The following is a 25,643-nucleotide window of genomic DNA, read 5'->3' as shown; positions in this document are numbered from 1 at the left end:
GCAATTTCGGGTGGTGCGTGGGGAGTCGCGTCAGCGCTTCTTGACGTGGGCGACGATCTCGGGGTCTGCCTTGGCATTCGACCCGGACTTCTTGTCGGCCCGCTTTTCCTTCAGCGACTTGCCGGACTTCTTGGACATGGAACTGCGAGGCGATTTGTCGGCCATGCTGCCACCCTCATTCGAGGACCTGAACGGTCCTGATCACCCGACCCTACGGGATCACCGGCTCGACACCCCGCTCCGGCTCGAATGCGGGGCGCCGAACGGCCGGTGGTGAAGCTCCGGTCGATGACCTGCGACGAGCGCCCGTCACCAGCCGCGTTCGCGCCACTCGCCGAGATGCGGACGCTCCGCGCCTAGCGTCGAATCCTTGCCGTGCCCGGGGTAGAACACGGTTTCGTCGTCGAAGCGGTCGAAGATCTTCGATTCGACGTCGTCCATCAGCGAGCGGAAGGCGTCGTCGTCGGGTGTCTTACCGACGCCGCCGGGGAAGAGGGAATCGCCGGTGAAGATGTGGTGCCGGCCGGTGCCCTGCTCGGTGAGAACCAGCGCAACCGATCCCGGTGTGTGTCCTGCGAGGTGAATCACCTCGAGATTCAGCTCACCCACCCGAATCGACTCTCCCTCGGTGAGTATCCGGTCGGGTGCGACCGGCAGCGGCCCGGCGTCGAGGGAGTGCGCGGCGGTGGGGACACCCGTGGCTGCTGCGACCTGCTCGAGTCCCTGCCAGTGATCCCAGTGCTGGTGGGTCGTGACGATGAGCTCGAGATGCGGCGCGTTGTCGTGCAGGAATTGCACGAGGGTGTCGGGTTCGTTTGCGGCATCGACGAAGACCGATCTTCCGGTCGCGGTGTCGGTGACGAGGTAGGTGTTGTTGTTCATCGGGCCGACGGCGAGTTTGACGATCTCGGCGCCGGGGACGGTGCGTCGCTGAGCGGGACCCCCGGGGGTCACATCGCCGGTGTAGGTGTCCTCGATGATCACGGGCTGCTGCGTCATACCGGCAAACCTACCGTCGTGGCCCCGCGGGGGAGGCGAAGCGTGCCCGGCCGGTGTCGGTGCCCGCGCCTACCATGGACAAAGGCCGGACATCGGCTGTGTCTACAGGAAGGATATGGCGTGGCGGACCGCCTGATCGTGCGTGGAGCACGGGAACACAACCTACGGGGAGTAGACCTGGACCTACCGCGCGACAGCCTCATCGTGTTCACCGGCCTGTCGGGATCGGGCAAGTCGAGTCTCGCGTTCGACACCATCTTTGCGGAAGGTCAGCGACGTTACGTCGAGTCGCTGTCCGCGTACGCCCGGCAGTTCCTCGGGCAGATGGACAAGCCGGACGTCGACTTCATCGAAGGCCTGTCTCCGGCGGTCTCGATCGACCAGAAATCCACCAACCGCAATCCGCGATCGACGGTCGGCACCATCACGGAGGTCTACGACTACCTGCGCCTGCTCTATGCGCGTGCCGGCACGCCGCACTGCCCGGTGTGTGGTGAGGAGATCTCCCGGCAGACGCCGCAGCAGATCGTCGATCAGGTTCTCGACATGGAGGAGGGCGCGCGGTTCCAGATCCTCGCGCCGGTCGTCCGTACTCGCAAGGGCGAGTTCGTGGATCTGTTCGAGCAGCTCACCGTCCAGGGCTACTCGCGTGTTCGCGTGGATGGCGTGGTGTATCCGCTGTCGGATCCGCCGAAGCTCAAGAAGCAGGAGAAGCACGACATCGAGGTCGTCGTCGACCGTCTGGCGGTGAAACCGAGCGCCAAGCAGCGTCTGACCGACTCGATCGAAACTGCCTTGCGTCTCGCGGAAGGCGTGGTCGTGCTCGATTTCGTCGACCGCGACGAGGATGCGCCGGACCGTGAGCGCCGGTTCTCCGAATCGTTGGCGTGCCCCAACGGGCATCCTTTGGCGATCGACGATCTCGAGCCGCGGTCGTTCTCCTTCAACTCGCCTTACGGCGCGTGCCCCGAATGCGCCGGGCTCGGAGTCCGGAAGGAGGTCGACGTCGATCTCGTCGTCCCCGACCCGGACATCAGTCTCGCCGAGGGCGCGATCGCCCCGTGGTCGATGGGACAGAGCGCCGAATACTTCACCCGGCTCCTCACCGGTTTGGCCGACGTCATGGGCTTCGACATCGACACCCCGTGGAAGAAGCTTCCCGCCAAGGTCCGCAAGGCCGTCCTCGAGGGCAGCACCGACCAGGTGCACGTGCGCTACAAGAACCGGTACGGCCGTGTGCGTTCGTACTACGCCGAGTTCGAAGGTGTGATGCCGTTCCTGCATCGGCGACTCGAACAGACCGAGTCCGATCAGATGAAGGAACGCTACGACGGCTACATGCGGGAAATCCCTTGTCCCGCATGCAACGGCGCCCGGCTGCGGCCGGAGATCCTCTCGGTCACCGTCACCGCCGGCAACCACGACAGCAAGTCGATCGCGGAGGTCTGCGATCTGTCGATCGCCGAGTGCGCCGAATTCCTCGACACCCTCACCCTGGGCAGCCGCGAGGCGGCCATCGCCGGGCAGGTACTCAAGGAGGTGCAGGCCCGGCTCGGATTCCTCCTCGACGTCGGCCTGGACTACCTGTCGCTCTCACGTGCCGCCGCGACGCTTTCGGGTGGCGAGGCCCAGCGCATCCGGCTGGCGACCCAGATCGGGTCCGGTCTCGTCGGCGTTCTGTACGTGCTCGACGAACCGTCCATCGGGTTGCATCAACGCGACAATCGCCGGCTCATCGACACGCTCACGCGGTTGCGTGACCTCGGGAACACCCTCATCGTCGTCGAGCACGACGAGGACACCGTCCGCGCATCCGATTGGGTCGTCGACATCGGCCCCCGGGCGGGCGAACACGGTGGCCGGGTGGTGCACAGCGGTACCTACAAGGAACTACTCGACAACACCGAGTCGCTCACCGGTGCGTACCTGTCCGGTCGTGAAGCGATCGAGATCCCGGCGCTCCGTCGTCCCGTCGACGCCAAGCGGCAGATCACAGTGGTGGGGGCGCGCGAGAACAATCTCCACGGCATCGACGTCTCGTTCCCGCTGGGCGTCCTCACCTGCGTGACAGGTGTGTCGGGTTCGGGCAAGTCGACATTGGTCAACGACATCCTCGCGACGGTGATGGCGAACAAGCTCAACGGTGCCCGGCAGGTGCCGGGGCGTCACACCCGCGTCAACGGGCTCGATCAGCTGGACAAGCTCGTGCGCGTCGACCAGTCACCGATCGGCCGCACCCCGCGGTCCAACCCGGCGACCTACACCGGTGTGTTCGACAAGATCCGCACGCTCTTCGCGGCCACCACAGAGGCGAAGGTGCGCGGCTATCAGCCGGGACGCTTCTCCTTCAACGTCAAGGGTGGACGTTGCGAAGCATGCTCGGGCGACGGCACCTTGAAGATCGAAATGAACTTCCTGCCCGACGTCTACGTGCCGTGCGAGGTATGTCACGGGGCGCGGTACAACCGCGAAACCCTCGAGGTGCACTACAAGGGCAAGACGATCGCCGAGGTCCTCGACATGTCGATCGAGGAGGCCGCGGAATTCTTCCAGCCGGTGACCTCCATCCACCGGTATCTCCAGACGCTCACCGAGGTGGGGCTGGGATACGTGCGGCTGGGCCAGCCGGCGACCACGCTGTCCGGTGGTGAGGCGCAACGCGTCAAGCTCGCGGCCGAACTGCAGAAGCGGTCCAACGGACGCACCGCGTACATCCTCGACGAGCCCACCACGGGTCTGCACTTCGAGGACATCCGCAAGCTGCTCGGCGTGATCAACGGGCTCGTCGACAAGGGCAACACCGTCATCGTCATCGAGCACAACCTCGACGTCATCAAGACAGCCGACTGGGTGATCGACATGGGACCCGAAGGCGGCGCGGGCGGCGGCACCGTGGTCGGGCAGGGCACGCCCGAGGACATCGCCGACGTCGAAGCGAGCTACACCGGGCGTTTCCTCGCGGAGGCGCTCGCCCCTGCGCCTCCCGCGCCGAAGAAGGCTCCGGCGCGGAAGCGGGCGACGAAGAAGAAGGTCGCGGCCGCTGGCTAGTCACGCAACAGCACCCGGGACGCGACGGCTCGGCCGTCGCGTCCCGGGTGCGTTGTTCGTCGGGGCCGGTTCAGTAGACGGGACCGGTGTACTTCTCACCCGGCCCGAATCCGGGCTCGTCAGGAGTCGACGACGCCTCCCGGAACGCCCGCTGGAGTGCCTGCAGGCCCTCACGGATCGGTCCGGCATGCGGGCCGAGATACTCCACCGAAGCCGTGACGAGACCGGCGAGCGCTGTGATGACCCGCCGTGCCTCGTCGAGGTCGAGGTGGCTGCTCTGCTGAGGATCGGCGTCGCCGAGGCCCAGCTTCTCGGCGGCCGAGCTCATGAGCATCACGGCGGCGCGGCTGATCACCTCGACGGCCGGGATCTCCGCGAGTTCGCGGACGTCCTCGGGTTCGACGTGGGGGTCCTGGGGATCGGGTGCCTCGGTCATACCGTCGAGGATTCCACTGCGGCCGTGAGCCTCGCTGCCCGGGTGGGCGCTCACGGTCCGATTCGAAGCCGGGTGGCATCTTTGCTAGACTCGGATTCACGACCGCCCGTGCCTTCCAGCATGGGCAGCAAAGTGGAGTCCGACTCCCACCTCTGGCGGCACAATAGATGCAGTTCAGTGGTCCGGTCTTCCCGGTGTTCGCACCGTGGATGCCGCATCCTCGGGGATGCAGGGGCGTAGGTGCAGTGCAACTGCAGTTCGTCGACCGGTCGGTATCGGACCCCGCGTGGAGCCTCGGCACCACAGCGGGGTCTTTTCGTCGAGGAATTCGGGCCACCTGCTGCGGTGCGGTCACACCGACCCACCGTTCTACCTAGGAGGCCACATCAGCGCTGAGACCCGCATCAACGAACGCATCCGAGTTCCCGAGGTCCGTCTTGTAGGACCGGGAGGGGAACAGGTCGGAATCGTGCGTGTTGAAGATGCACTCCGCCTGGCCATCGAAGCCGACCTCGACCTCGTCGAGGTGGCGCCCGACGCACGGCCGCCGGTCTGCAAGATCATGGATTACGGCAAGTTCAAGTACGAGGCCGCGCAGAAGGCGCGCGAATCGCGCAAGAACCAGCAGATGACCGTGATCAAGGAGCAGAAGCTCCGGCCGAAGATCGACGATCACGACTACGAGACCAAGAAGCGCAACGTCGTTCGCTTCCTCGAGGCCGGATCCAAGGTCAAGGTCACCATCATGTTCCGTGGCCGCGAGCAGTCGCGCCCCGAACTGGGTTACCGGTTGCTGCAGCGTCTGGGTGCCGATGTCGCCGATCTGGGCTTCATCGAGACCTCCGCGAAGCAGGACGGCCGCAACATGACGATGGTGCTGGCCCCGCACAAGGGCGCGAAGACCCGTGCGAAGGCACAGGAAGCCGCCCATGCTGCACCGGTCAACACCGCGCAGCCCTCGAGCACCGCGCAGGCCGCACAGGCCTCGGCCCCCGCGACCCCGCCGGCGCCGCAGCAGGCTGCCGAGCAGGGCGACGCCCCAAGCAGCTAGCCGCTCCGGCAGCACCCCGGTGCTGCGGCGAGCACCGATGTACACACCGACAAGAACTGAGGACTCCATGCCCAAGTCGAAGACCCACAGCGGCACCGCGAAGCGATTCAAGGTGTCCGGCAGCGGGAAGATCCTGCGCCAGAAGGCCGGGCGTCGCCACCTTCTCGAGCACAAGCCTTCGACGGTCACTCGCCGTCTCGACGGCGTGGCAGTGGTCGCGCCGGCCGACACCCCGCGTGTCAAGCGCCTGCTCGGCCTCTGAGCTTCCCCGACCTTTCCGCTCTCCGGGTACGAAACGACTTCGTCCCCCGAACTTTGACAGGACTTAACCAGTGGCACGCGTGAAGAGGGCAGTCAACGCCCAGAAGAAGCGCCGTTCGATTCTCGAGGCCTCCAAGGGCTACCGCGGGCAGCGCTCGCGTCTGTACCGCAAGGCCAAGGAGCAGCAGCTTCACTCGCTGACCTACGCCTACCGCGACCGTCGCGCTCGCAAGGGCGACTTCCGCAAGCTGTGGATCAGCCGTATCAACGCTGCGGCCCGCGCCAACGACATCACCTACAACCGCTTCATCCAGGGCCTCAAGGCCGCGGGTGTCGAGGTCGACCGCAAGATCCTCGCCGAGCTCGCGGTGTCGGACGCCGAGGCCTTCGCCGGCCTGGTTGCGGTCGCCAAGGCTGCGCTGCCGGCCGACGTCAACGCTCCGGCTGCCTGAGCGCGACGCTGAACGACGACACAACACAGGAACGGCCCGTGGACCCGCTCACCGAGCGCACCCCGCGGGTCGTTTCTGCTGTGAAACTGTTGCGGGCCGCCGAACGACGCAAGACGGGACGGTTCCTCGCCGAAGGTGAGAACTCCGTCACCGAGGCGCTCGCCGCCGGTCACGTCCACGAACTGTTCGTCACCGACGCCGCCGCCGATCGCTACCGGACTGCGGTCGACGCGGCCCAGCGCGCCGGTGCCCGCGTCGCGATCGTGACCGAGAAGGCCGCGTCCCGCCTGTCGGACACCGTCACACCACCCGGGATCGTCGCCGTGTGCGACACCCTGGACGTGCCGCTCGAATCGGCGCTGTCGGCTCGGCCACGGCTCCTGGCGGTGCCCGTCGAGATCGCGGAACCCGGCAACGCCGGCACCCTGATCCGGGTCGCGGACGTCGTCGGCGCCGACGCGGTGATTCTCGCCGGTGATTCGGTCGATCCGCACAACGGGAAATGCGTGCGCGCCTCGGCGGGCAGCATCTTCCACCTGCCCGTCGCCCGGGAGCGGGACACCACCCGCGTCCTCGAGGCACTATCCGATGCAGGGGTGCAGATCCTTGCCACCGCCGCCGACGGAGAAGTCGATCTCGACGACGCCGACGAACTGCTCGCCGGTCCGACGGCATGGCTCTTCGGTAACGAAGCCCACGGTCTCGATCCGCAGGTCGCTGCCCGGGCGGATCACCGGATCCGTATTCCGATCCGTGGCCGCGCCGAATCGCTGAACCTCGCCACCGCCGCGTCGATCTGCCTGTACGCCAGCTCCCGGGTCCAGCACCGTCCGCCGGTGCAGGACCGGGTCTCCGGGCCCATCACATAGGATTTGCCGGGTGCCCCCCGACCGTCCCGGTCGCGGCAGCGCCTGCGAGAACAATTTCGAACACCGTTCGCCGAAGAAGGAGTTGCACCGGTCGTGGCCAAGAAAGAGGGCGGCACACCGCCCGCAGTCGATCCGAACGCCTTGACCGAGGAAGCTCTCGCCGCGGCGGAAAAGGCGGCAATCGAAGCGTTCGCGGCCGCTGCCGACCTCGACGAGCTCGCTCGGACCAAGGTCGACCACCTCGGCGACAAGGCACCCATCTCGCTCGCCAAGCGCGCACTCGGCTCCCTGCCCGGCAAGGAACGCGCCGATGCGGGCAAGCGAGTCAACGCGCACCGCACTGCCGCGCAGGCCGCGTTCGACGCCCGCAAGGCCGAACTGCAGGCCGAGCGGGACGCGGCAGTCCTCGTCGCCGAAGCCGTCGACGTCACCCTGCCCGCGACTCGTCGCCCGCTCGGTGCCCGGCACCCCATCAGCATCATTTCCGACCAGGTCTCCGACGTGTTCGTCGCGATGGGGTGGGAGATCGCCGAAGGACCCGAGGTCGAGACCGAGCACTTCAACTTCGACGCCCTCAACTTCCTGCCCGATCACCCGGCCCGCACGATGCAGGACACGTTCCACATCGCACCGGAGGGATCGCGCCAGGTGCTGCGTACCCACACCTCGCCGGTGCAGGTGCGCACCATGCTCCATCGGGAGATCCCGATCTACGTGGTGTGCCCGGGACGAACCTTCCGCACCGACGAACTCGACGCCACCCACACGCCCGTCTTCTCCCAGGTGGAAGGCCTCGCGGTGGACAAGGGCCTGACGATGGGGCATCTGCGCGGCACCCTCGACGCGTTCGCCCGTGCCCTGTTCGGTCCGGAGACCCGGACCCGTATGCGGCCCAACTACTTCCCGTTCACCGAACCGTCCGCCGAGGTGGACGTGTGGTTCCCGAACAAGAAGGGCGGCGCCGGCTGGGTCGAGTGGGGCGGCTGCGGCATGGTGAACCCGAACGTGCTGCGGGCCTCGGGAATCGATCCCGAGGTATACACCGGATTCGCGTTCGGCATGGGCCTCGAACGCACACTCCAGTTCCGCAACGGCATCTCCGACATGCGCGACATCGTCGAAGGCGACGTGCGTTTCACCCTGCCCTTCGGTGTGCAGGGCTGACGCCCTCCACCGCCCATCCGTGCCCCGAAACGAACGAGAAAGCTGAACCCAAGTGCGAGTAGCGCAATCCTGGCTGACCGAGATCCTGCAGCGTGCCACCCCGGAGTGGAACGTCACGGCCGAGGAACTCGACGCGGGATTCGTCCGGGTCGGGCTCGAGGTCGAGGACATCGAGACCCTCGAACGCATCGACAACCTGGTGGTCGGACGGGTCGCCGAGATCACCGAGCTCGACGGATTCAAGAAGCCCATCCGGTTCTGCAAGGTCGAGGTGGGCGAGGACGAGCCGCGCGGCATCGTGTGCGGCGCCCGCAACTTTGCCGAAGGTGACCTCGTGGTCGCCGCTCTGCCCGGTGCGGTCCTCCCCGGCGGCTTCGCGATCGCGAGCCGCAAGACCTACGGGCAGGTGTCCGACGGGATGATCTGCTCGGTGAGCGAGCTGGGGATCGGCACCGACCACTCGGGCATCCTGGTTCTCGAGCCTGGCAGCGCCGAACCCGGGACGGACGCGAACGACCTGCTGGGGCTCGGCGACACGATCGTCGAACTGAACATCACCCCGGACCGCGGCTACTGCTTCTCCGCCCGCGGCTTGTCGCGCGAGCTGGCCTGCGGATTCGACCTCGACTTCGCCGACCCCGCCCAGGTCACCCCGCTACCGGCCGACGGTGGGGAGGCGTACCCGATCCGGCTCGAACCGGAAACGAACGCGTCCCGGTTCGCGGCGCGCCGGGTGACGGGCATCGATCCGAACGCCGTGTCGCCGTGGTGGCTGCAGCGCCGCCTGCACACCGCCGGCGTGCGTCCGATCTCCCCGGCGGTCGACGTGACCAACTACGTGATGCTCGAACTCGGCCAGCCGCTGCACGCGTTCGACGCCGCCGCACTCCAGGGCGACATCGTGGTGCGCCGGGCCCGGGCGGGGGAGAAGCTCACAACCCTCGACGGCGTCGAGCGTGACCTGGATCCCGAGGACGTCGTGATCTGCGACGACTCCGGTGTCATTTCCCTCGCAGGAATCATGGGTGGCGCGACCACCGAGGTCGGGGACGACACCACGGATATCCTCCTCGAAGCGGCTACCTGGGATCCGCTCGCGGTGTTCCGCGGGAACCGTCGTCACAAGCTCTCGAGCGAGGCCGGCAAGCGTTTCGAGCGCACCGTCGACCCGGCCGTCGCGCGCGCCGCACTCGATCGCGCGGCATCCCTGCTCGTCGAGATCGCCGGCGGCACGGTCGAGTCGACCCTGACCGACATCGTCGTTCCGTCCGAACCCGTGTCGATCCGGATGGACATCGATCTGCCGGACCGGACCGCCGGAGTGACCTACCCCAACGGCACTGCGGCCCGTCGCCTGACCCAGATCGGGTGCGCCGTCGAGGTCGGTGTCGGCGCCGACGGCCACGGTCAGCTGGTGGTGACACCGCCGTCGTGGCGTCCCGACCTGCGTCAGCCCGCCGATCTCGTCGAAGAGGTGCTGCGACTCGAGGGACTCGAGCAGATCCCGTCGGTGCTCCCGGCCGCACCCGCCGGTCGCGGCCTCACCCCGGCGCAGAAGCGTCGCCGGTCCGTGGGCCGGGCGCTGGCCTACGACGGGTACGTCGAGGTGCTCGCACCGGTCTTCCTGCCCACCGGCGTCTTCGACAGCTGGGGACTCGACGCCGACGATCCGCGCCGCGTCACCACCAAGGTGCTCAACCCGCTGGAAGCGGACCGCCCGGAGCTGGCCACCACATTGCTGCCCGGCCTCCTCGAGGTCCTGGCCCGTAACGTCTCGCGCGGCCAGCGCGACCTGGCGCTGTTCTCGATCGCACAGGTGGTGCAGCCCGGACCTGAGACGGTGTCGGTTGCGCCGCTGCCCGTCGATCGGCGGCCCAGCGACACGGAGATCGCGACCCTCGAAGGGTCGCTGCCGGCGCAGCCCGTGCACGTCGGCGGTGTGCTCGCGGGACTGCGTGAGCCGGCCGGGCCGTGGGGACCCGGGCGCGCCGTCGAAGCCTCCGACGCCTTCGCCGCCGCCGAGACCATCGCCAGGGCCGCAGGCGTTCGGCTCGAACGCCGTGCTGCGCAACACCTTCCGTGGCATCCGGGACGGTGCGCGGAACTCGTCGTCGACGACGTCGTCGTCGGTTACGCCGGCGAACTGCACCCTGCCGTGGTCGAACGGGCAGGGCTCCCGGCGCGCACCTGCGCCTTCGAACTCGACCTCGACGCCCTCCCGATCGTGGAGTCGCTGCCCGCTCCCGTGGTCTCGCCGTTCCCGGCGGTGCTGCAAGATGTCGCGGTGGTGGTGGATGCGGCAGTGCCGGCCGCGTCTGTCGAAGCCGCGCTGCGCTCCGGTGGCGGGGAACTGCTCGAAGACATCCGGTTGTTCGACGTGTTCGAGGGTGCGCAGGTCGGCGAGAACCGAAAGTCGCTCGCCTTTGCGCTGCGGTTCCGGGCGCCGGACCGCACTCTGACGGAGGGCGAGGCGAGTGCCGCACGTGACGCTGCGGTCGCGGCCGCTGCGGCGGCGGTGGGCGCAGAGATGCGTCGCTGAAGTCGTCGTCGCTGAGGTCGTCGTCGTCACCGAGGTCGTCGTCACTGAGAGCACTGCCGCCGGGGGTGTCGTCCCAGGTTGCCGGACGTCACCTCCCGCGGATGCCGGTGGCACGTAACCTGGAGATATGAGTACCGACGAGCGGAACCACGGCCGCATACCGGAGCCCGAGGCACCGGACGAGCCCGCGCCGGACGTCACCCCGGCCGAACCGGGGACACCCACGGTGCCCGACGTGCCGCCGGGACCGGCCATCCCGGATGTGCCGCCGACCGAGCCGGAACCGGCGACCGAGCCCGGTCCTGCCGGTTCGGGGGTCCGGGCGCCGACGATCGAGGAGATCACCGGATACACCCGCGACGGTGTGCCCACGCTGGACTCGGTGCGGGAGAAGATCGAGCACCGGTCGGCCACGGCGATCGGTGCGGAGGAACTGGCCCGGGAAAGCGTGTCCGGCCGGAGTCTCGAAGACGAGTACGAGGCGCGGCAGGCGGCCGCGGCCGACAAACTCGCGGAGATCCGGCGGTCGCTGCGCCCGGAGTGACCTACCGCTCGATGAAATGATTTGCACCATCGTGCATAATCAATCGTATGGGTAATTCACCGGCATTCACGGCGACGCCGCAGTCGCCGCTACGCGTGGCCGTCGCAGGAGCGAGCGGCTACGCGGGCGGCGAAATCCTGCGCCTCCTCCTCGGCCATCCCGCGTACGCAGACGGCTCGCTCGTCATCGGCGCGCTCACCGCCGGGGGCAACGCCGGAGCTACCCTCCGCGAGTTCCACTCGCATCTGCTGCCCCTCGCCGACCGGGTGCTAGCACCCACCGACCTCGACAGCCTCACCGGGCACGACGTCGTCTTCCTCGGTTTGCCCCACGGTCACTCCGCAGTGATCGCCGAGCAGCTTCCCGACACCACGGTCGTCATCGACTGCGGCGCAGACTTCCGGCTGACCTCCGGCGACGACTGGAAGCGCTGGTACGGCACCGACCACGCCGGCACCTGGCCGTACGGCATGCCCGAACTCCCCGGCGCGCGCGACAAGCTCGTCGGCGCGACCCGCATCGCGGTACCCGGCTGCTACCCGACGTCCGCGTCGCTCGCCCTCGCGCCCGCGGTCGCCGCCGGCATCGTGGAGCCGTCGGTGCAGATCGTCGCGGTCTCCGGTGCCTCCGGGGCCGGCAAATCGCCGAGAGTCGACCTGCTCGGCTCCGAAGTAATGGGGTCGGTGCGGGCCTACGGCGTCGGCGGCGCCCACCGCCACACCCCTGAGATCAAGCAGAACCTCTCGGCGCTCGCCGGAACCGACGTCTCCGTGTCGTTCACCCCGGTTCTCGCACCCATGCCCCGCGGCATCCTCGCGACCTGCACGGCGCCGACCACGGCCACCGCCGACGAGGCCCGCGCCGTCTACGAGAAGGCGTATGCCGACGAAGCATTCGTCCATGTGCTCCCCGAGGGCGTACTTCCCGCCACCGGCTCGGTGATCGGTTCCAACGCCGTCCAGCTCGCCGTCACCGTCGATCCCGACGCCGGCCTGCTGGTCGTGATCGCCGCGCTCGACAACCTGACCAAAGGCACCGCCGGAGCGGCGGTGCAGTCCATGAACCTGGCGCTCGGCCTGCCCGAAGGCGCCGGCCTGTCCACCGTAGGAGTGGCGCCGTGACCGACCTGACCGACAGCACGACGGACGACAACCTGGACGGCGCCTACGCGCACGCCGAGGAGATCGCCGGCGGACGGCTCATCCGCACCCAGGGCGTGACCGCTCCCGCAGGTTTCCGCGCCGCAGGCATCCGGGCAGGAATCAAGGTCAACGGCAACGCCGACCTTGCCCTCGTCCTCAACGAGGGCCCCGAACTCGCGGCCGCGGGGGTCTTCACCACCAACAAGGTGAAGGCCGCTCCGGTGCTGTGGTCCCAGCAGGTCCTCAGCAGCGGCGCGCTGCGCGCCGTGATCCTCAATTCCGGCGGCGCCAACGCATGCACCGGACCGGGTGGCTTCCAGGACACCCACGCCACCGCCGAAGCCCTCGCCGACGCCCTGAGCAACTGGGGGACCGAGACCGGAGCGGGCGAGATCGCCGTGTGCTCGACCGGTCTCATCGGCGACCGGCTGCCCATGGACAAGGTCCTCGCCGGCGTGGGCGAGATCGTCCACGAACTCGCCGGGGGCATCTCCGGCGGCACCGATGCCGCCCACGCGATCATGACCACGGACACGGTTCCCAAGCAGGCGGCGCTCCACCACGCCGGCAATTGGAACGTCGGCGGTATGGCCAAGGGCGCCGGCATGCTCGCTCCCGCGCTCGCCACCATGCTGTGCGTGCTCACCACCGACGTCGTCGCAACCCCGGAGCAACTCGACCGGGCACTGCGCCACGCCACCCGGAAGACGTTCGATCGGCTCGACATCGACGGCGCGACCTCCACCAACGACACCGTGCTGCTGCTCGCCTCCGGCGCCAGCGGAGTCAGCCCCGCCCAGGACGAACTCGACGCGGCCGTACTCGCCGTATGCGACAGCCTCGCCGATCAGATGATGGCCGACGCCGAGGGCGTCACCAAACGCGTCACCGTCACCGTTCGCGGCGCCGCAAGCGAAGACGACGCCCTCATCGGCGCCCGCACCGTCGCGCGCGACAGCCTCGTCAAGACCGCGCTGTTCGGCTCGGACCCCAACTGGGGACGGGTGCTCGCCGCCATCGGCATCGCCCCGATCGAACTCGATCCGAACACCATCACCGTCATGTTCAACGGCCGGCCCGTATGCATCGGCGGCGTCGGTGCCCCCGGCGCCCGCGAGGTGGACCTGTCCGGCATCGACATCTCTCTCGACATCGATCTCGGGCTCGGCGATGCCGAGGTGTCGATCCGCACCACCGACCTTTCGCACGCATACGTCGAAGAGAACTCGGCGTACTCGTCATGACCGCCCCTGCGACCGGAGACGGCATGACCCCAGAGCCCATCGCCCCAGAGCCCATCGCCACAGACCCCATCGCGAGCCTGACCGCACACCAGAAGGCATTCGTCCTCGCCGAAGCACTGCCGTGGCTGCAGAAGTTCCGCGACAAGATCGTCGTGGTGAAGTACGGCGGCAACGCCATGATCGACGACGAACTGAAAACGGCCTTCGCGGCCGATATGGCGTTCCTCCGCACCGTCGGCATCCACCCGGTGGTCGTGCACGGCGGCGGCCCGCAGATCAACGCGATGCTCCGGCGGCTGGGGATGGAAGGCGAATTCCGGGGCGGTTTCCGCGTCACCACTCCCGAAGTCATGGACATCGTGCGGATGGTGCTGTTCGGCCAGGTCGGCCGCGAACTCGTCGGCCTGATCAACGCGCACGGCCCCTACGCCGTGGGGATCTCGGGTGAGGACGCGCAGTTGTTCACCGCGACCCGTCGCACCGTCGTCGTGGAGGGCGCCGACACCGACATCGGCCTCGTCGGCGACGTCACCACCGTCGACCCCGCCGCAGTGCTCGACCTGGTCGCAGCCGGCCGCATCCCCGTGGTGTCGACCATCGCGCCCGACATCGACGGCGTCGTCCACAACATCAACGCCGACACCGCTGCCGCCGCGCTCGCCGAAGCGCTCGGCGCCGAGAAGCTCGTGGTGCTCACCGACGTGGAGGGGCTGTACACGAACTGGCCCGACCGCTCGTCGCTGACCTCCGCCATCGACACCGACACGCTCGCGAAACTGCTGCCCTCCCTCGACTCCGGGATGGTCCCGAAGATGGAAGCGTGCCTGCGAGCCGTGGAAGGCGGGGTGCCCAGCGCCCATGTGATCGACGGACGCCAACCGCATTCGGTGCTCCTCGAACTGTTCACCGAGGAAGGCATCGGCACGATGGTCACCCCGGCCCAGGAGACTTCCTCACACCCCTCGACGGTGCTCCCCGCCACGGAAGGAAACGCATGACCGGCACGTCCGAGCTGCAGCAACGCTGGGCAGGCTCGCTCATGAACAACTACGGCGTACCGAAACTGGCGCTCGTCGCCGGTGACGGTGCGGTCGTCACCGACGCCGACGGCATGCAGTACCTGGACCTGCTCGGCGGCATCGCGGTCAACAGCCTCGGCCATCGGCATCCCGCGATTCTCGAGGCAGTCACCGCTCAACTGGGGCAGCTCGGCCACGTCTCCAACCTCTATGCCTCCGCGCCCGTCGTGGAACTCGCGGAGCAACTGCTCGGGCACTTCGGGCAGCCCGGACGCGCGTTCTTCTGCAACTCCGGCACCGAAGCCAACGAAGCGGCCTTCAAGATCGCACGCCTCACCGGACGACCGAAGATCATCGCCTGCGAGAAGGCATTCCACGGCCGCACCATGGGAGCTCTCGCCCTCACCGGCCAGCCCGACAAGCGAGCGCCGTTCGAGCCGATGCCGCCCGGCGTCGAGTTCGTTCCCTACGGCGACATCGCCGCCCTCGACGCGGCGGTCGACGAGGACACCGCCGCCGTGTTCCTCGAACCCATCATGGGGGAGTCCGGGGTCGTCGTACCGCCGGAGGGATACCTCGCCGAAGCTCGTCGCATCACCCGCGAACGCGGAGCGCTCCTCGTGCTCGACGAAGTCCAGACCGGCATCGCCCGCACCGGCACCTTCTTCGCCCACCAGGCAGTCGGTGTCGTCCCCGACGTGATGACCCTCGCCAAGGGGCTCGGTGGCGGCCTGCCCATCGGCGCCGTCCTCGCCACAGGACCGGCCGCCGACCTGTTCCAGCCCGGCAAACACGGGACGACGTTCGGGGGCAACCCGGTGTGCGCCGCCGCGGCTCTCGCCGTACTGCGCACCATCGACGAGCAGAACCTGCTCGACCACGTCAATGCCGTCGGCAAGACCCTGAGCACCGGCATCGAGTCGCTCGGGCATCCCCTCGTCTCGCACGTGAGGGGCTCGGGCCTGCTGCTCGGCGTGGTGCTCACCGACGCGAAATCCGCCGCCGTCGAAACCGCCGCTCGCGATGCCGGATTCCTCGTCAACGCCCCGGCACCCGACGTGATCCGGCTCGCGCCGCCCCTCGTCCTCACCGAGAGTCAGGCCGAGAGCTTCGTCGCCGCACTGCCCGCCATCCTGGATACCGCCGTCCGCGAAGGGAACTGAAGAACCGTGCTACGACATCTTCTGCGTGACGACGACCTGTCCCCCGCCGAACAGAACGAGATCCTCGACCTCGCCGCCGAACTCAAGAAGGCCCCGCTGTCGCGGCGCCCGCTCGAGGGCCCCTACAGCGTGGCGGTGCTGTTCGACAAGCCCTCCACGCGCACCCGGTTCTCGTTCGACGCGGGGATCGCCCAGCTCGGCGGGCACGCCATCGTCGTCGACGCGGGATCCACCCAGATCGGCAAGGGCGAAACCCTCGAAGACACCGCGCGCGTGTTCTCCCGGTTCACCGAAGCCGTCGTCTGGCGCACCTTCGGCCAGGACCGGGTCGAGACGCTCGCGGCGCACTCCACCGTGCCCGTGGTCAACGCCCTCACCGACACCTTCCACCCGTGCCAGGTCCTCGCCGACCTCCAGACCATCCGCGAGCACAAGGGCCGCACCCAGGGCCTGAAGCTCTCCTACTTCGGCGACGGCGCCAACAACATGGCCAACTCCCTGATGCTCGGCGGCGTCACCGCCGGAATGCACGTCACCATCGCGTCCCCCAGTGGATTCATGCCGGATCCCGACATCGTCGCGGCAGCCCGCCGGCGCGCAGAGGAGACCGGTGGCAGTGTGACGATCGTCGAGGACCCCCGCGCGGCGGCGACCGGCGCCGACGTCCTCGTCACCGACACATGGGTGTCGATGGGACAGGAAGTCGACGGCAAGGACCGCGAGGCACCGTTCCGTCCTTACCAGCTCGACGAGGACCTCCTGGCACTGTCGGATCCCGCTTCCATCGTGCTGCACTGCCTGCCCGCGTACCGCGGGAAGGAGATCACGGCAGAGGTCATTGACGGACCCCGCTCCGTGGTGTGGGACGAGGCCGAGAACCGGCTCCACGCCCAGAAGGCGCTGCTCGTCTGGCTGCTCGAGCAGCGCAGGAGCTGACCGTGGACACCACCGCGCAGGGAGCTCCCGAACGGGTCGGCGGCGCCGCCCCCACCCGGGCGGCACGGCAGGCGCGCATCACCGCGCTCCTGGCGACCCGCGCGGTGCGCAGCCACACCGAGCTCGCGACACTGCTCGCCGCCGAAGGCATCGAGGTCTCCACCGCCACACTGTCCCGTGACCTCGAAGAACTCGGTGCCGTCAAACTGCGCGGCGCAGACGGGGGAGCGGGCGTGTACATCGTGCCGGAGGACGGCAGCCCCGTCCGCGGAGTGACCGGCGGAACAGATCGGCTCTCCCGGCTGCTCGGTGAGCTGCTCGTCTCCACCGACGCCAGCGGCAACATCGCGGTGCTCCGCACCCCGCCGGGGGCGGCGCACTATCTGGCCAGCGCACTCGATCGGGCATCATTACCTGAGGTGGTCGGCACGATCGCCGGGGACGACACCATCGCGGTGATCGCCCGGGAACCGATGACAGGGGCCGAACTGGCCGCCCTGTTCGAATCACTGGCCTGACCCATCAAGATCTAGACGTAAACGAAGAAAAGAAGGAGCACAAGACAATGGCCGATCGCGTCGTACTCGCCTACTCGGGCGGGCTGGACACCTCCGTTGCCATCAGCTGGATCGGCAAGGAGACCGGCAAGGAGGTCGTCGCCGTCGCCATAGATCTCGGTCAGGGCGGCGAGGACATGGAGGTCGTGCGTCAGCGCGCCCTCGATTGTGGCGCCGTCGAATCGGTGGTCGTCGATGCCAAGGACGAGTTCGCCGACGAATACTGCCTGCCCACCGTGCAGGCGAACGCGCTCTACATGGACCGCTACCCGCTGGTCTCGGCGATCAGCCGCCCGCTGATCGTCAAGCACATCGTGAAGGCGGCCCGGGAGTACGGCGGCACCATCGTCTCGCACGGCTGCACCGGCAAGGGCAACGACCAGGTGCGCTTCGAGGTCGGCTTCGGTGCCCTCGCGCCCGACCTGCAGGTCATCGCACCCGTGCGTGACTACGCCTGGACCCGCGAGAAGGCCATCGCCTTCGCCTCCGAGCACAACCTGCCGATCAACGTCACCAAGAAGTCCCCGTTCTCCATCGACCAGAACGTGTGGGGACGCGCCGTCGAGACCGGCTTCCTCGAAGACCTGTGGAACGCTCCCACCAAGGACGTCTACGACTACACCGAGGACCCCACCCTCAACTGGCAGGCTCCCGACGAGCTCATCGTCTCCTTCGAGGCGGGTCGCCCCGTCGCGATCGACGGCAAGCCCGTGTCCGTGCTCGAGGCGATCCAGGAACTCAACAAGCGCGCCGGCGCGCAGGGTGTCGGCCGGCTCGACATGGTCGAGGACCGCCTCGTCGGCATCAAGAGCCGCGAGATCTACGAGGCGCCCGGCGCGATCGCGCTGATCACCGCGCACCAGGAACTCGAGCACGTCACCCTCGAGCGCGAGCTCGGCCGCTACAAGCGCCGCGTCGAAGAGCGCTGGAGCGAGCTGGTCTACGACGGCCTCTGGTTCTCCCCGCTCAAGTACGCGCTCGACGCGTTCATCCAGAACACGCAGGAACGCGTCACCGGCGACATCCGGATGGCCATGCACGGCGGGCACATCACCGTCAACGGACGTCGCAGCCCCGAGTCGCTGTACGACTTCAACCTCGCCACGTACGACGAGGGCGACAGCTTCGACCAGTCCAACGCCAAGGGCTTCGTCCAGATCCACGGCCTGTCGTCGAAGGTCGCCGCGAAGCGCGATCTGGGCCTCTAGTCATGGCCACCCACGGCACCAACGAAGGTTCCCTGTGGGGCGGCCGGTTCGAAAGCGGACCGGCCGCCGCCATGGCGGCATTGAGCAAGTCCACCCAGTTCGACTGGGTCCTCGCTCCCTACGACGTGCGGGCATCCCAGGCGCACGCCAAGGTCCTGCACCGGGCAGGGCTGCTCGGTGACGACGAACTGGCGACCATGCTCGAGGGGCTCGAAAGCCTCGCCGCCGATGTCGCGTCGGGCGCCTTCGCCCCGGAAGAATCCGACGAGGACGTCCACGGGGCGCTCGAACGCGGTCTCATCGAGCGCGTCGGACCCGAGGTGGGCGGTCGCCTGCGTGCCGGACGTTCCCGCAACGACCAGGTCGCCACACTGTTCCGCATGTGGCTGCGCGAGAGCGCGCGGCGCGTCGCCGACGGTGTGCTCGACGTGGTCGAAGCCATCGCGGGCCAGGCCGCCGCGCATCCCGACGCGGTGATGCCGGGCAAGACCCATCTGCAGGCGGCACAACCTGTCCTGCTGGCGCATCATCTGCTCGCGCACGCGCATCCCTTGCTGCGTGATGTCGATCGGCTGCGTGACTTCGACCGGCGGACGGCTGTGTCGCCGTACGGGTCGGGCGCGCTCGCGGGCTCGTCCCTCGGGCTCGACCCCGACGCGATCGCCGCCGATCTGGGATTCGACGCTGCCGCCGACAATTCCATCGACGCGACCAGTGCGCGCGACTTCGCCGCAGAAGCAGCGTTCGTCTTCGCTCAGATCGCGGTCGACCTCTCGCGGATGGCGGAGGAGGTGATCCTCTGGAGCACACCGGAATTCGGGTATATCACCCTCGCCGACGCGTGGTCCACCGGATCGTCGATCATGCCGCAGAAGAAGAATCCCGACGTCTCCGAACTGACCCGTGGCAAAGCGGGCAGGCTCATCGGAAACCTCACGGGCCTGCTCGCAACGCTCAAGGCGCAGCCGCTGGCCTACAACCGGGACCTCCAGGAAGACAAGGAACCGGTCTTCGATTCCGTCGCGCAGCTCGAGCTTCTGCTGCCGGCCATCGCCGGACTCGTGTCGACGCTGACGTTCCACACCGACCGGATGGCCGAGCTCGCGCCCGCAGGGTTCACTCTCGCGACCGACATCGCGGAGTGGATGGTTCGTCAGGGAGTGCCGTTCCGCGTCGCCCACGAGGCGGCAGGTGCCTGCGTCCGCGTAGCGGAAGCCCGCGGCGTGGGGCTCGAGGATCTCACCGACGAAGAACTCGCCGCCGTGGATCCCGCGCTGACCCCGCAGGTGCGCGAGGTGCTCACGGTCGAGGGCTCTATCGCGTCGCGAAACGCCCGGGGCGGCACCGCCGGAGTTCGCGTCGCCGAGCAACTCGCGACGCTCCGCGAGACCGCAGCCGCGCTGCGTAGCTGGGTACGCGGCTGATACGACCGGCGTAGGTCGACGGCGGTCGCCCGTCATCTCCTCGTCGCGGTCCCGGGCAGCGTCCGAATTGCCCGGGACCGGATCGCGGATGTGGCAGGCTTACGCGTACACCCATCATGTACCGGGGACATTGCGTCGTGGAGGGAAGCGATCGTGGGACTGGACAGTAGAGCGGTGACCGGGCCGATGCGTCGCCTGATCGCGACGGCCCAGAACGGTCTCGAAGTGATCCGGTTCGGGGGGCTCGAACCGGACTCGTCGTCCTCGCCCTATCAGGTCGTGGAACGCTCCGGGATGTACCGCCTCCGGCGTTACTACCCCGACTCGGACACCGCCGCGTCCGGACCTCCGGTGGTGCTGGTGCCGCCGATGATGATGTCCGCCGATGTCTACGACGTCACGCGCGACCGCGGGGCGGTGGGCATCCTCCACGCCGCCGGGCTCGATCCGTGGGTGGTGGACTTCGGATCACCGGACAAAGAAGAAGGCGGGTGGGACCGCACCCTCACCGACCACATCCTCGCCCTCGACGAGATCGTCGACCGGATACACGCCTACACCGCACGCGACGTACACCTCGGTGGGTATTCCCAGGGCGGCATGTTCTGCTATCAGGCCGCCGCCTATCGCCGCAGTCGCAACATCGCCAGCCTCATCACCTTCGGCAGTCCCGTCGACACGCTCGCCGCACTGCCCTTCGGTATCCCCGAAACCGTGGCGACGCTGTCGGCGGACTTCCTCGCCGATCACGTCTTCAACCGTCTCGCGATCACAGGCTGGATGGCGCGCACCGGATTCCAGTTCCTCGATCCGGTCAAGACGGTGCGGTCGCGCATCGACTTCCTCCGTCAACTCCACGACCGCGAAGCCCTGCTGCCGCGGGAGCCGCAGCGCCGGTTCCTCGACACCGAAGGCTGGGTCGCGTGGTCCGGTCCCGCCGTCGCCGACCTGCTGCGCCAGTTCGTCGCCCACAACCGGATGGTCAGCGGCGGCTTCGTGATCAACGACAAAGCCGTGACAATCGCGGAGATCACCTGTCCCATCCTCGCGTTCCTCGGGGAGGTCGACGACATCGGCCAGCCGCTCGCCGTCCGCGGCGTCCGCAAGGCAGCACCGCGCGCTGAGGTGTACGAGTACTCCCTGCGCGCGGGCCACTTCGGGCTCGTCGTCGGATCCGTTGCAGCGCAACAGACCTGGCCCGCCACGAGCGAATGGGTGCAGTGGAGGGAAGGGATGGGGGACAGGCCGGTCGGGGTCACTCCGATGGCCGCACCCGACCCCGACGGCGTCGGGGACACCGGCGTCTCCATCAGTAGCCGCGTGGCGCACACCGTCGCCACGCTCGCCGACGTGGGCGCCGATATCGGCAAGGGGATCGCCGAGGTCGCCACCGGCGCGGTGCGCGGTGCCCGCGACCTGTCCGGCGAAGCCGCGCGGGCGCTCCCGCGGCTCGCGCGCCTCGGCCAGATCCAGCCCCGCACCCGCGTCTCGGTCGGAAGCCTCCTCGCGGAACAGGGCCGCAGGGCACCCCAACGCGAGTGCTTCATCTTCGAAGACCGGGTCTACACCTACGAAGCGGTCAACCGCCGCATCGACAACATCGTGCTCGGTCTCGTCGACAACGGCGTCCGGCCCGCCATGCATGTCGGGGTGCTCATGAACGTCCGGCCGAGCGCAATGGCGGCGGTGGCGGCGATCTCGAGGCTCGGAGCGGTGTCGGTGCTGATCCCGCCGGGCCCGGACGCGGTCGCCGCCGCGCGGCTCGGAGGCGTGGAGAAACTCGTCGCCGATCCCGAGAATCTCGACCTCGCCGTCGCGACCGATCTGCCCGTCCTCGTGCTCGGGGGCGGCGACGTCCGCGACCTCGACGTCGCTCCGGGCGCCGACGTCGTAGACCTCGAACGCATCGACATCTCCGATGTCCAGTTGCCGGGGTGGTACGTCCCCGACCCCGGTCTCGCCCGCGAACTGGCATTCATCCTTTTCGTGGGCGGTGGACCGACGCTCGAAATCAAGCGGATCACCAACTACCGCTGGGCGCTGTCTGCATTCGGTACCGCCACGGCAGCGTCGCTGGGACGAGGCGACACCATGTACTGCCTCGCTCCGCTGCACCACTCGTCGGGTCTGCTCGTCAGTTTCGGCGGCGCGCTCGCCGGCGGGTCGCGGATCGCGCTGTCGAACGGACTGAACCCGGCGAAGTTCGGAGAAGAGATCCATCGGTACGGCGTCACCGTAGTCACCTACACGTGGTCGATGATGCGGCAGGTGCTCGACTCTCAGTCCCTGCACATCGACGCGAGTCACCCGGTCCGGTTGTTCATCGGGTCCGGCATGCCTCCCGGCCTGTGGTGGCGCACGCTCGAACGGTTCGCCCCCGCGCGGGTGGTGGAGTTCTACGCGTCTGCCGAAGGCGACGTGATCCTCGCCAACGTGTCCGGATCGAAAGTCGGATCCAAGGGACGCCCGCTGCCGGGCAGCGCTGCCGTATGTCTCGCGGCCTACGACCCCCTCACCGGGCGTCTCGTCGAGGACGAGCGGGGCTTCGTGCGCCCGTGCGCGGACGACGAGGTCGGTCTTCTCCTCGGAAAACCGGGTGCGGCGAGCGAAGCGCTCGGCAACGTCATGCGTGGAGTCTTCGAACCGGGAGACGTGTGGGTCCCGACGGAGAACCTGTTCCGCCGCGACGCGGACGGCGACTACTGGCTTCTCGACAACAAACGAAGTGTGGTCGTCACCGCGCACGGCCCGGTGTACGCCCAGCCGGTCATCGACGTGCTCGGGATGATCCCGCGGATCGACCTCGCGGTCTCGTACGGAATTTCATTGGGAGACGACGACATCGCGGTCGCCGCATGTACTCTGCGTGGCAAGAAGGCGCCGACGGCCGCTGAGATCACCGCCGCACTCGACACCGTTCCCGAAGGTGAGCGACCCGATCTGGTCCACATCGTCCCGTCGATCCCTCTCGGACCGTCGTACCGTCCCGCTGCGGACACGCTGCGAGAACGGGGCATGCCGACTCCCACCGTCCGCTCCTGGTACGCGGACCGGGAGACCGGCACATACCGGAGATTCACGAAGGCGGTCGCCGCACGATGGACAGCGGGCGCGACCGGGGCGGCCCCCGCCGCGCGGTAGGCTGGACCGGTTCCGTTGTGTACGAAGTCGGAAGGACCCCCGTGGCCGTCGATCCCACGCTGTTGAACATTCTTGCCTGCCCCGAGGACAAGGGGCCGCTGCTTCTCGTCGACGACACGGTTCTCTACAACCCCCGGCTGCGCCGCGCCTACCCGATCGAGAACGGCATCCCGGTGCTGCTCATCGACGAGGCGGTCTCCGTCGGTGACGCAGAGCATGAGGACTACGTCGCGCGCGGCGTCCCGGGCTGGACCCAGGACTGACCAACCGACCGGTATGAGCGCGCAGGACCTCGCAACCCTCGACCCGGTCGAGGCTGCCTGCGCCCTGCTCGGCGCAGTGGTTCGCGTCGGTGAAGTCGCAATCCGGTTGACGGAGGTCGAGGCGTACGGCGGCCCGGAGGACGGTCCGTGGCCGGATCCTTCGGCGCACTCGTATCGGGGGCCGAACGCACGCAACGCCGTGATGTTCGGACCAGCCGGTCACCTGTACGTCTACCGCAGCTACGGCCTGCATCTGTGCGCGAACATCTCGGTCGGACCCGACGGCGTCGCCGCCGCGGTATTGCTGCGCGGAGGTGAAGTCGTGGAGGGTGAGGAGTGCGCCCGGCAGCGACGAACGCCGGGAATGCCGGCCGACAAGCTTGCCCGCGGACCCGGAAACCTCGCCGCGGCACTAGGATTGGATATCTCCGATAACGGTCTCGACATGTTCTCCGAGCAGTCGCGGGTACGCCTGGAACTCCCGGAGCAACGTCCTGAAGTCGCCGTTGCCTCCGGACCGCGCGTCGGGATCAGCGTCGCCGCGGACCGGCCGTGGCGTCGGTGGATTCCCGGCTCACCCGGGGTCTCGGCGTATCGACGGAGCCCACGGGCGCCGGCGCTCCGAGCGCGAATGGGATGATCGAGCGGTGACTGAGCACATTCTCGACGAACTGACCTGGCGCGGGCTCATTGCCCAATCGACCGATCTCGATGCACTCCGACGCGATCTCGACGCAGGTCCGATCACCCTGTACGCAGGCTTCGATCCGACCGGACCGAGCTTGCACGCCGGTCACCTTGTCCCGCTTCTCGCACTCAAACGGTTCCAGCGGGCCGGGCACCGCCCGATCGTCCTCGCAGGTGGCGCAACCGGCATGATCGGCGATCCCCGGGATGTGGGGGAGCGGACGATGAACTCCGCCGACACCGTCGCCGACTGGGCGCAGCGGATCCGCGGGCAACTCGAGCGCTTCGTGGACTTCGACGAGTCGCCGACCGGTGCCGTGGTCGCGAACAACCTGGACTGGACGGGGCAGCTGACCGCCGTCGATTTCCTGCGTGACATCGGCAAGCACTTCTCGGTGAACGTGATGCTCGCCCGCGACACCGTCAAGCGACGGCTCGAAGGCGACGGCATCTCTTACACCGAGTTCAGCTACATGCTGCTGCAGGCGAACGATTTCGTGCAGCTTCGCCGCGACTACGGATGTGCACTCCAGGTCGGTGGCTCCGATCAGTGGGGCAACATCATCGCGGGCGTCGAGCTCAACCGCCGGACCGACGGCGCGTCGGTTCACGCGTTGACGGTCCCCCTGGTGACGTCGTCCGACGGCAAGAAGTTCGGCAAGTCGACCGGCGGCGGAAGCCTCTGGCTCGACCCGGAGATGACCAGCCCGTACGCCTGGTACCAGTACTTCGTGAACGCGGCGGACGCAGATGTCATGAAGTACCTGCGCTGGTTCACGTTCCTCGACCGCGAGGAACTGGCCGAACTCGAGACCGCAACGGTCGAACGGCCGCACGCGCGCGAGGCGCAGAAGCGACTCGCCGCGGAGATGACCACGCTCGTCCACGGCGCGGCGAACACCGCGGCCGTCGAGTTGGCGAGCCGTGCCCTCTTCGGGCGCGGGGAACTGGCCGACCTCGACGAGCCGACGCTCGCCGCCGCCCTGACCGAAGCGTCGGTGGTGGATCTGCACCCGGGTGAGCCCGACACGATCGTCGACCTGCTCGTCGCCACGGGTCTGTGCGAGAGCAAGGGCGCAGCCCGCCGAACGGTGAAGGAGGGTGGCGCCTCGGTCAACAACGTTCGGGTGTCGTCGGAAGAGTGGACACCGGGCGACGGCGAGCTGCTCCACGGCAGGTGGCTCGTCATTCGCCGGGGCAAGCGGAACTTTGCCGGCGTACGCGTCGATCGGGGCTGACCCCGCACGTTCGCCGCCCGCTTTCGGGCCGTTGACCAGCGGATTTGACGGCTCGTTAGCGGCGGCGTAACTTTGTCGTCGTTCGAGCGACACGGACACCGACCCGGACCGAAAGGTACGGAGTTCACTGGTGTTCGGGTAAGTCACTTCGAGCACCTGCCCGAAGACCAAGAAGCACACAAGTTGCGCTCCTCGGATCGACGGTGATAGGTTGGAACGGTTGCCCCGGAGCGGAAGCGGACAAGTCCGAAACGCAAA

23 protein-coding genes are annotated in these 25,643 nt (G+C 68.2%); 20 read left to right on the top strand and 3 right to left on the bottom strand.

Annotation, left to right across the window (positions count from 1 at the left end; all coding sequences use genetic code 11):
- Window positions 1-30 precede the first annotated feature (30 nt).
- Together RDCOP1_RS21700 and RDCOP1_RS04485 are read right to left on the bottom strand one after the other, a co-directional pair.
- Entirely contained in the window at window positions 31-165 is a 135-nt protein-coding gene (locus tag RDCOP1_RS21700) for a hypothetical protein (protein WP_255311409.1), read from the bottom strand.
- A 144-nt stretch (window positions 166-309) separates the two neighbouring features.
- Entirely contained in the window at window positions 310-999 is a 690-nt protein-coding gene (locus RDCOP1_RS04485; RefSeq protein ID WP_072698935.1) for an MBL fold metallo-hydrolase, read from the bottom strand.
- Between the two features lie 120 nt (window positions 1,000-1,119).
- Between RDCOP1_RS04485 and uvrA the strand changes: the two genes are divergently transcribed.
- A complete protein-coding gene (gene uvrA, locus RDCOP1_RS04480; protein WP_072698934.1) occupies window positions 1,120-4,047 on the top strand; it encodes an excinuclease ABC subunit UvrA in 2,928 nt (975 codons plus the stop codon).
- A gap of 70 nt (window positions 4,048-4,117) precedes the next feature.
- Here the strand turns inward: uvrA and RDCOP1_RS04475 are convergent, their stop codons facing one another.
- Entirely contained in the window at window positions 4,118-4,483 is a 366-nt protein-coding gene (locus RDCOP1_RS04475; RefSeq protein ID WP_072698933.1) for a DUF1844 domain-containing protein, read from the bottom strand.
- A gap of 340 nt (window positions 4,484-4,823) precedes the next feature.
- On the opposite strand from RDCOP1_RS04475, the gene infC reads away from it, so the two are divergent.
- From infC to tyrS, 19 genes are all read left to right on the top strand, one after another.
- Window positions 4,824-5,534, top strand: coding sequence for a translation initiation factor IF-3 (infC, locus tag RDCOP1_RS04470; RefSeq protein ID WP_231923098.1), 711 nt, complete (start codon window positions 4,824-4,826; stop codon window positions 5,532-5,534).
- 67 nt (window positions 5,535-5,601) lie between these two features.
- Entirely contained in the window at window positions 5,602-5,796 is a 195-nt protein-coding gene (gene rpmI / locus RDCOP1_RS04465; protein ID WP_072698932.1) for a 50S ribosomal protein L35, read from the top strand.
- 70 nt (window positions 5,797-5,866) lie between these two features.
- On the top strand, window positions 5,867-6,247 hold the full coding sequence (gene rplT, locus RDCOP1_RS04460; RefSeq protein WP_006553977.1) for a 50S ribosomal protein L20: 381 nt from the start codon (window positions 5,867-5,869) through the stop codon (window positions 6,245-6,247).
- Between the two features lie 38 nt (window positions 6,248-6,285).
- Complete coding sequence (locus tag RDCOP1_RS04455) at window positions 6,286-7,116, top strand: TrmH family RNA methyltransferase (RefSeq protein WP_072698931.1); 831 nt, start codon at window positions 6,286-6,288, stop codon at window positions 7,114-7,116.
- A gap of 93 nt (window positions 7,117-7,209) precedes the next feature.
- Entirely contained in the window at window positions 7,210-8,280 is a 1,071-nt protein-coding gene (gene pheS, locus RDCOP1_RS04450; protein ID WP_072698930.1) for a phenylalanine--tRNA ligase subunit alpha, read from the top strand.
- Window positions 8,281-8,332: 52 nt separating this feature from the next.
- Window positions 8,333-10,819, top strand: a complete 2,487-nt coding sequence (gene pheT, locus RDCOP1_RS04445; protein ID WP_072698929.1) for a phenylalanine--tRNA ligase subunit beta — start codon at window positions 8,333-8,335, stop codon at window positions 10,817-10,819.
- Window positions 10,820-10,946: 127 nt separating this feature from the next.
- Window positions 10,947-11,363, top strand: coding sequence for a PspA/IM30 family protein (locus RDCOP1_RS04440; RefSeq protein WP_084722407.1), 417 nt, complete (start codon window positions 10,947-10,949; stop codon window positions 11,361-11,363).
- A 47-nt stretch (window positions 11,364-11,410) separates the two neighbouring features.
- Window positions 11,411-12,484: an N-acetyl-gamma-glutamyl-phosphate reductase gene (argC, locus tag RDCOP1_RS04435; RefSeq protein WP_072698928.1), complete on the top strand. Its 1,074-nt coding sequence runs from the start codon at window positions 11,411-11,413 to the stop codon at window positions 12,482-12,484.
- Window positions 12,485-12,516: 32 nt separating this feature from the next.
- Entirely contained in the window at window positions 12,517-13,749 is a 1,233-nt protein-coding gene (gene argJ / locus RDCOP1_RS04430) for a bifunctional glutamate N-acetyltransferase/amino-acid acetyltransferase ArgJ (protein ID WP_111731649.1), read from the top strand.
- Between the two features lie 23 nt (window positions 13,750-13,772).
- Complete coding sequence (gene argB, locus RDCOP1_RS04425) at window positions 13,773-14,747, top strand: acetylglutamate kinase (RefSeq protein WP_072699157.1); 975 nt, start codon at window positions 13,773-13,775, stop codon at window positions 14,745-14,747.
- Entirely contained in the window at window positions 14,744-15,931 is a 1,188-nt protein-coding gene (locus tag RDCOP1_RS04420; RefSeq protein WP_072698927.1) for an acetylornithine transaminase, read from the top strand. The genes argB and RDCOP1_RS04420 overlap by 4 nt, the downstream gene beginning before the upstream one ends.
- 6 nt (window positions 15,932-15,937) lie before the next feature.
- Window positions 15,938-16,867, top strand: coding sequence for an ornithine carbamoyltransferase (argF, locus tag RDCOP1_RS04415; RefSeq protein WP_072698926.1), 930 nt, complete (start codon window positions 15,938-15,940; stop codon window positions 16,865-16,867).
- A gap of 2 nt (window positions 16,868-16,869) precedes the next feature.
- Window positions 16,870-17,385: an arginine repressor gene (locus RDCOP1_RS04410; RefSeq protein WP_072698925.1), complete on the top strand. Its 516-nt coding sequence runs from the start codon at window positions 16,870-16,872 to the stop codon at window positions 17,383-17,385.
- A gap of 47 nt (window positions 17,386-17,432) precedes the next feature.
- A complete protein-coding gene (locus tag RDCOP1_RS04405) occupies window positions 17,433-18,632 on the top strand; it encodes an argininosuccinate synthase (RefSeq protein ID WP_072698924.1) in 1,200 nt (399 codons plus the stop codon).
- A gap of 2 nt (window positions 18,633-18,634) precedes the next feature.
- Entirely contained in the window at window positions 18,635-20,056 is a 1,422-nt protein-coding gene (gene argH / locus RDCOP1_RS04400) for an argininosuccinate lyase (RefSeq protein ID WP_072698923.1), read from the top strand.
- A 153-nt stretch (window positions 20,057-20,209) separates the two neighbouring features.
- Window positions 20,210-23,197, top strand: coding sequence for an acyl-CoA synthetase (locus tag RDCOP1_RS04395; RefSeq protein ID WP_072698922.1), 2,988 nt, complete (start codon window positions 20,210-20,212; stop codon window positions 23,195-23,197).
- Window positions 23,198-23,238: 41 nt separating this feature from the next.
- Window positions 23,239-23,460: a Trm112 family protein gene (locus RDCOP1_RS04390; protein WP_072699155.1), complete on the top strand. Its 222-nt coding sequence runs from the start codon at window positions 23,239-23,241 to the stop codon at window positions 23,458-23,460.
- Between the two features lie 13 nt (window positions 23,461-23,473).
- Window positions 23,474-24,100 (top strand): DNA-3-methyladenine glycosylase, encoded by a 627-nt coding sequence (locus tag RDCOP1_RS04385; protein WP_072698921.1) that lies wholly within the window; start codon window positions 23,474-23,476, stop codon window positions 24,098-24,100.
- A gap of 7 nt (window positions 24,101-24,107) precedes the next feature.
- On the top strand, window positions 24,108-25,385 hold the full coding sequence (gene tyrS, locus RDCOP1_RS04380; RefSeq protein ID WP_072698920.1) for a tyrosine--tRNA ligase: 1,278 nt from the start codon (window positions 24,108-24,110) through the stop codon (window positions 25,383-25,385).
- Window positions 25,386-25,643 lie beyond the last annotated feature (258 nt).

Source organism: Rhodococcus coprophilus NBRC 100603, assembly GCF_001895045.1.
Taxonomy (GTDB): Bacteria; Actinomycetota; Actinomycetes; order Mycobacteriales; family Mycobacteriaceae; genus Rhodococcus; species Rhodococcus coprophilus.
The sequence above is the reverse complement of the archived record's forward strand: the minus strand, read 5'-3'. Positions and strand labels throughout refer to the sequence as shown.

Bases quoted from the DNA above. Each gene is read 5' to 3' on its own strand.
- RDCOP1_RS04405 (WP_072698924.1), top strand. From the start codon at position 17,433: ATGGCCGATCGCGTCGTACTCGCCTACTCGGGCGGGCTGGACACCTCC.
- RDCOP1_RS04420 (WP_072698927.1), top strand. From the start codon at position 14,744: ATGACCGGCACGTCCGAGCTGCAGCAACGCTGGGCAGGCTCGCTCATG.
- argH (WP_072698923.1), top strand. From the start codon at position 18,635: ATGGCCACCCACGGCACCAACGAAGGTTCCCTGTGGGGCGGCCGGTTC.
- rpmI (WP_072698932.1), top strand. From the start codon at position 5,602: ATGCCCAAGTCGAAGACCCACAGCGGCACCGCGAAGCGATTCAAGGTG.
- RDCOP1_RS04440 (WP_084722407.1), top strand. From the start codon at position 10,947: ATGAGTACCGACGAGCGGAACCACGGCCGCATACCGGAGCCCGAGGCA.
- RDCOP1_RS04485 (WP_072698935.1), bottom strand. From the start codon at position 999: ATGACGCAGCAGCCCGTGATCATCGAGGACACCTACACCGGCGATGTG.
- RDCOP1_RS21700 (WP_255311409.1), bottom strand. From the start codon at position 165: ATGGCCGACAAATCGCCTCGCAGTTCCATGTCCAAGAAGTCCGGCAAG.
- RDCOP1_RS04475 (WP_072698933.1), bottom strand. From the start codon at position 4,483: ATGACCGAGGCACCCGATCCCCAGGACCCCCACGTCGAACCCGAGGAC.
- argB (WP_072699157.1), top strand. From the start codon at position 13,773: ATGACCCCAGAGCCCATCGCCCCAGAGCCCATCGCCACAGACCCCATC.
- RDCOP1_RS04385 (WP_072698921.1), top strand. From the start codon at position 23,474: ATGAGCGCGCAGGACCTCGCAACCCTCGACCCGGTCGAGGCTGCCTGC.
- argC (WP_072698928.1), top strand. From the start codon at position 11,411: ATGGGTAATTCACCGGCATTCACGGCGACGCCGCAGTCGCCGCTACGC.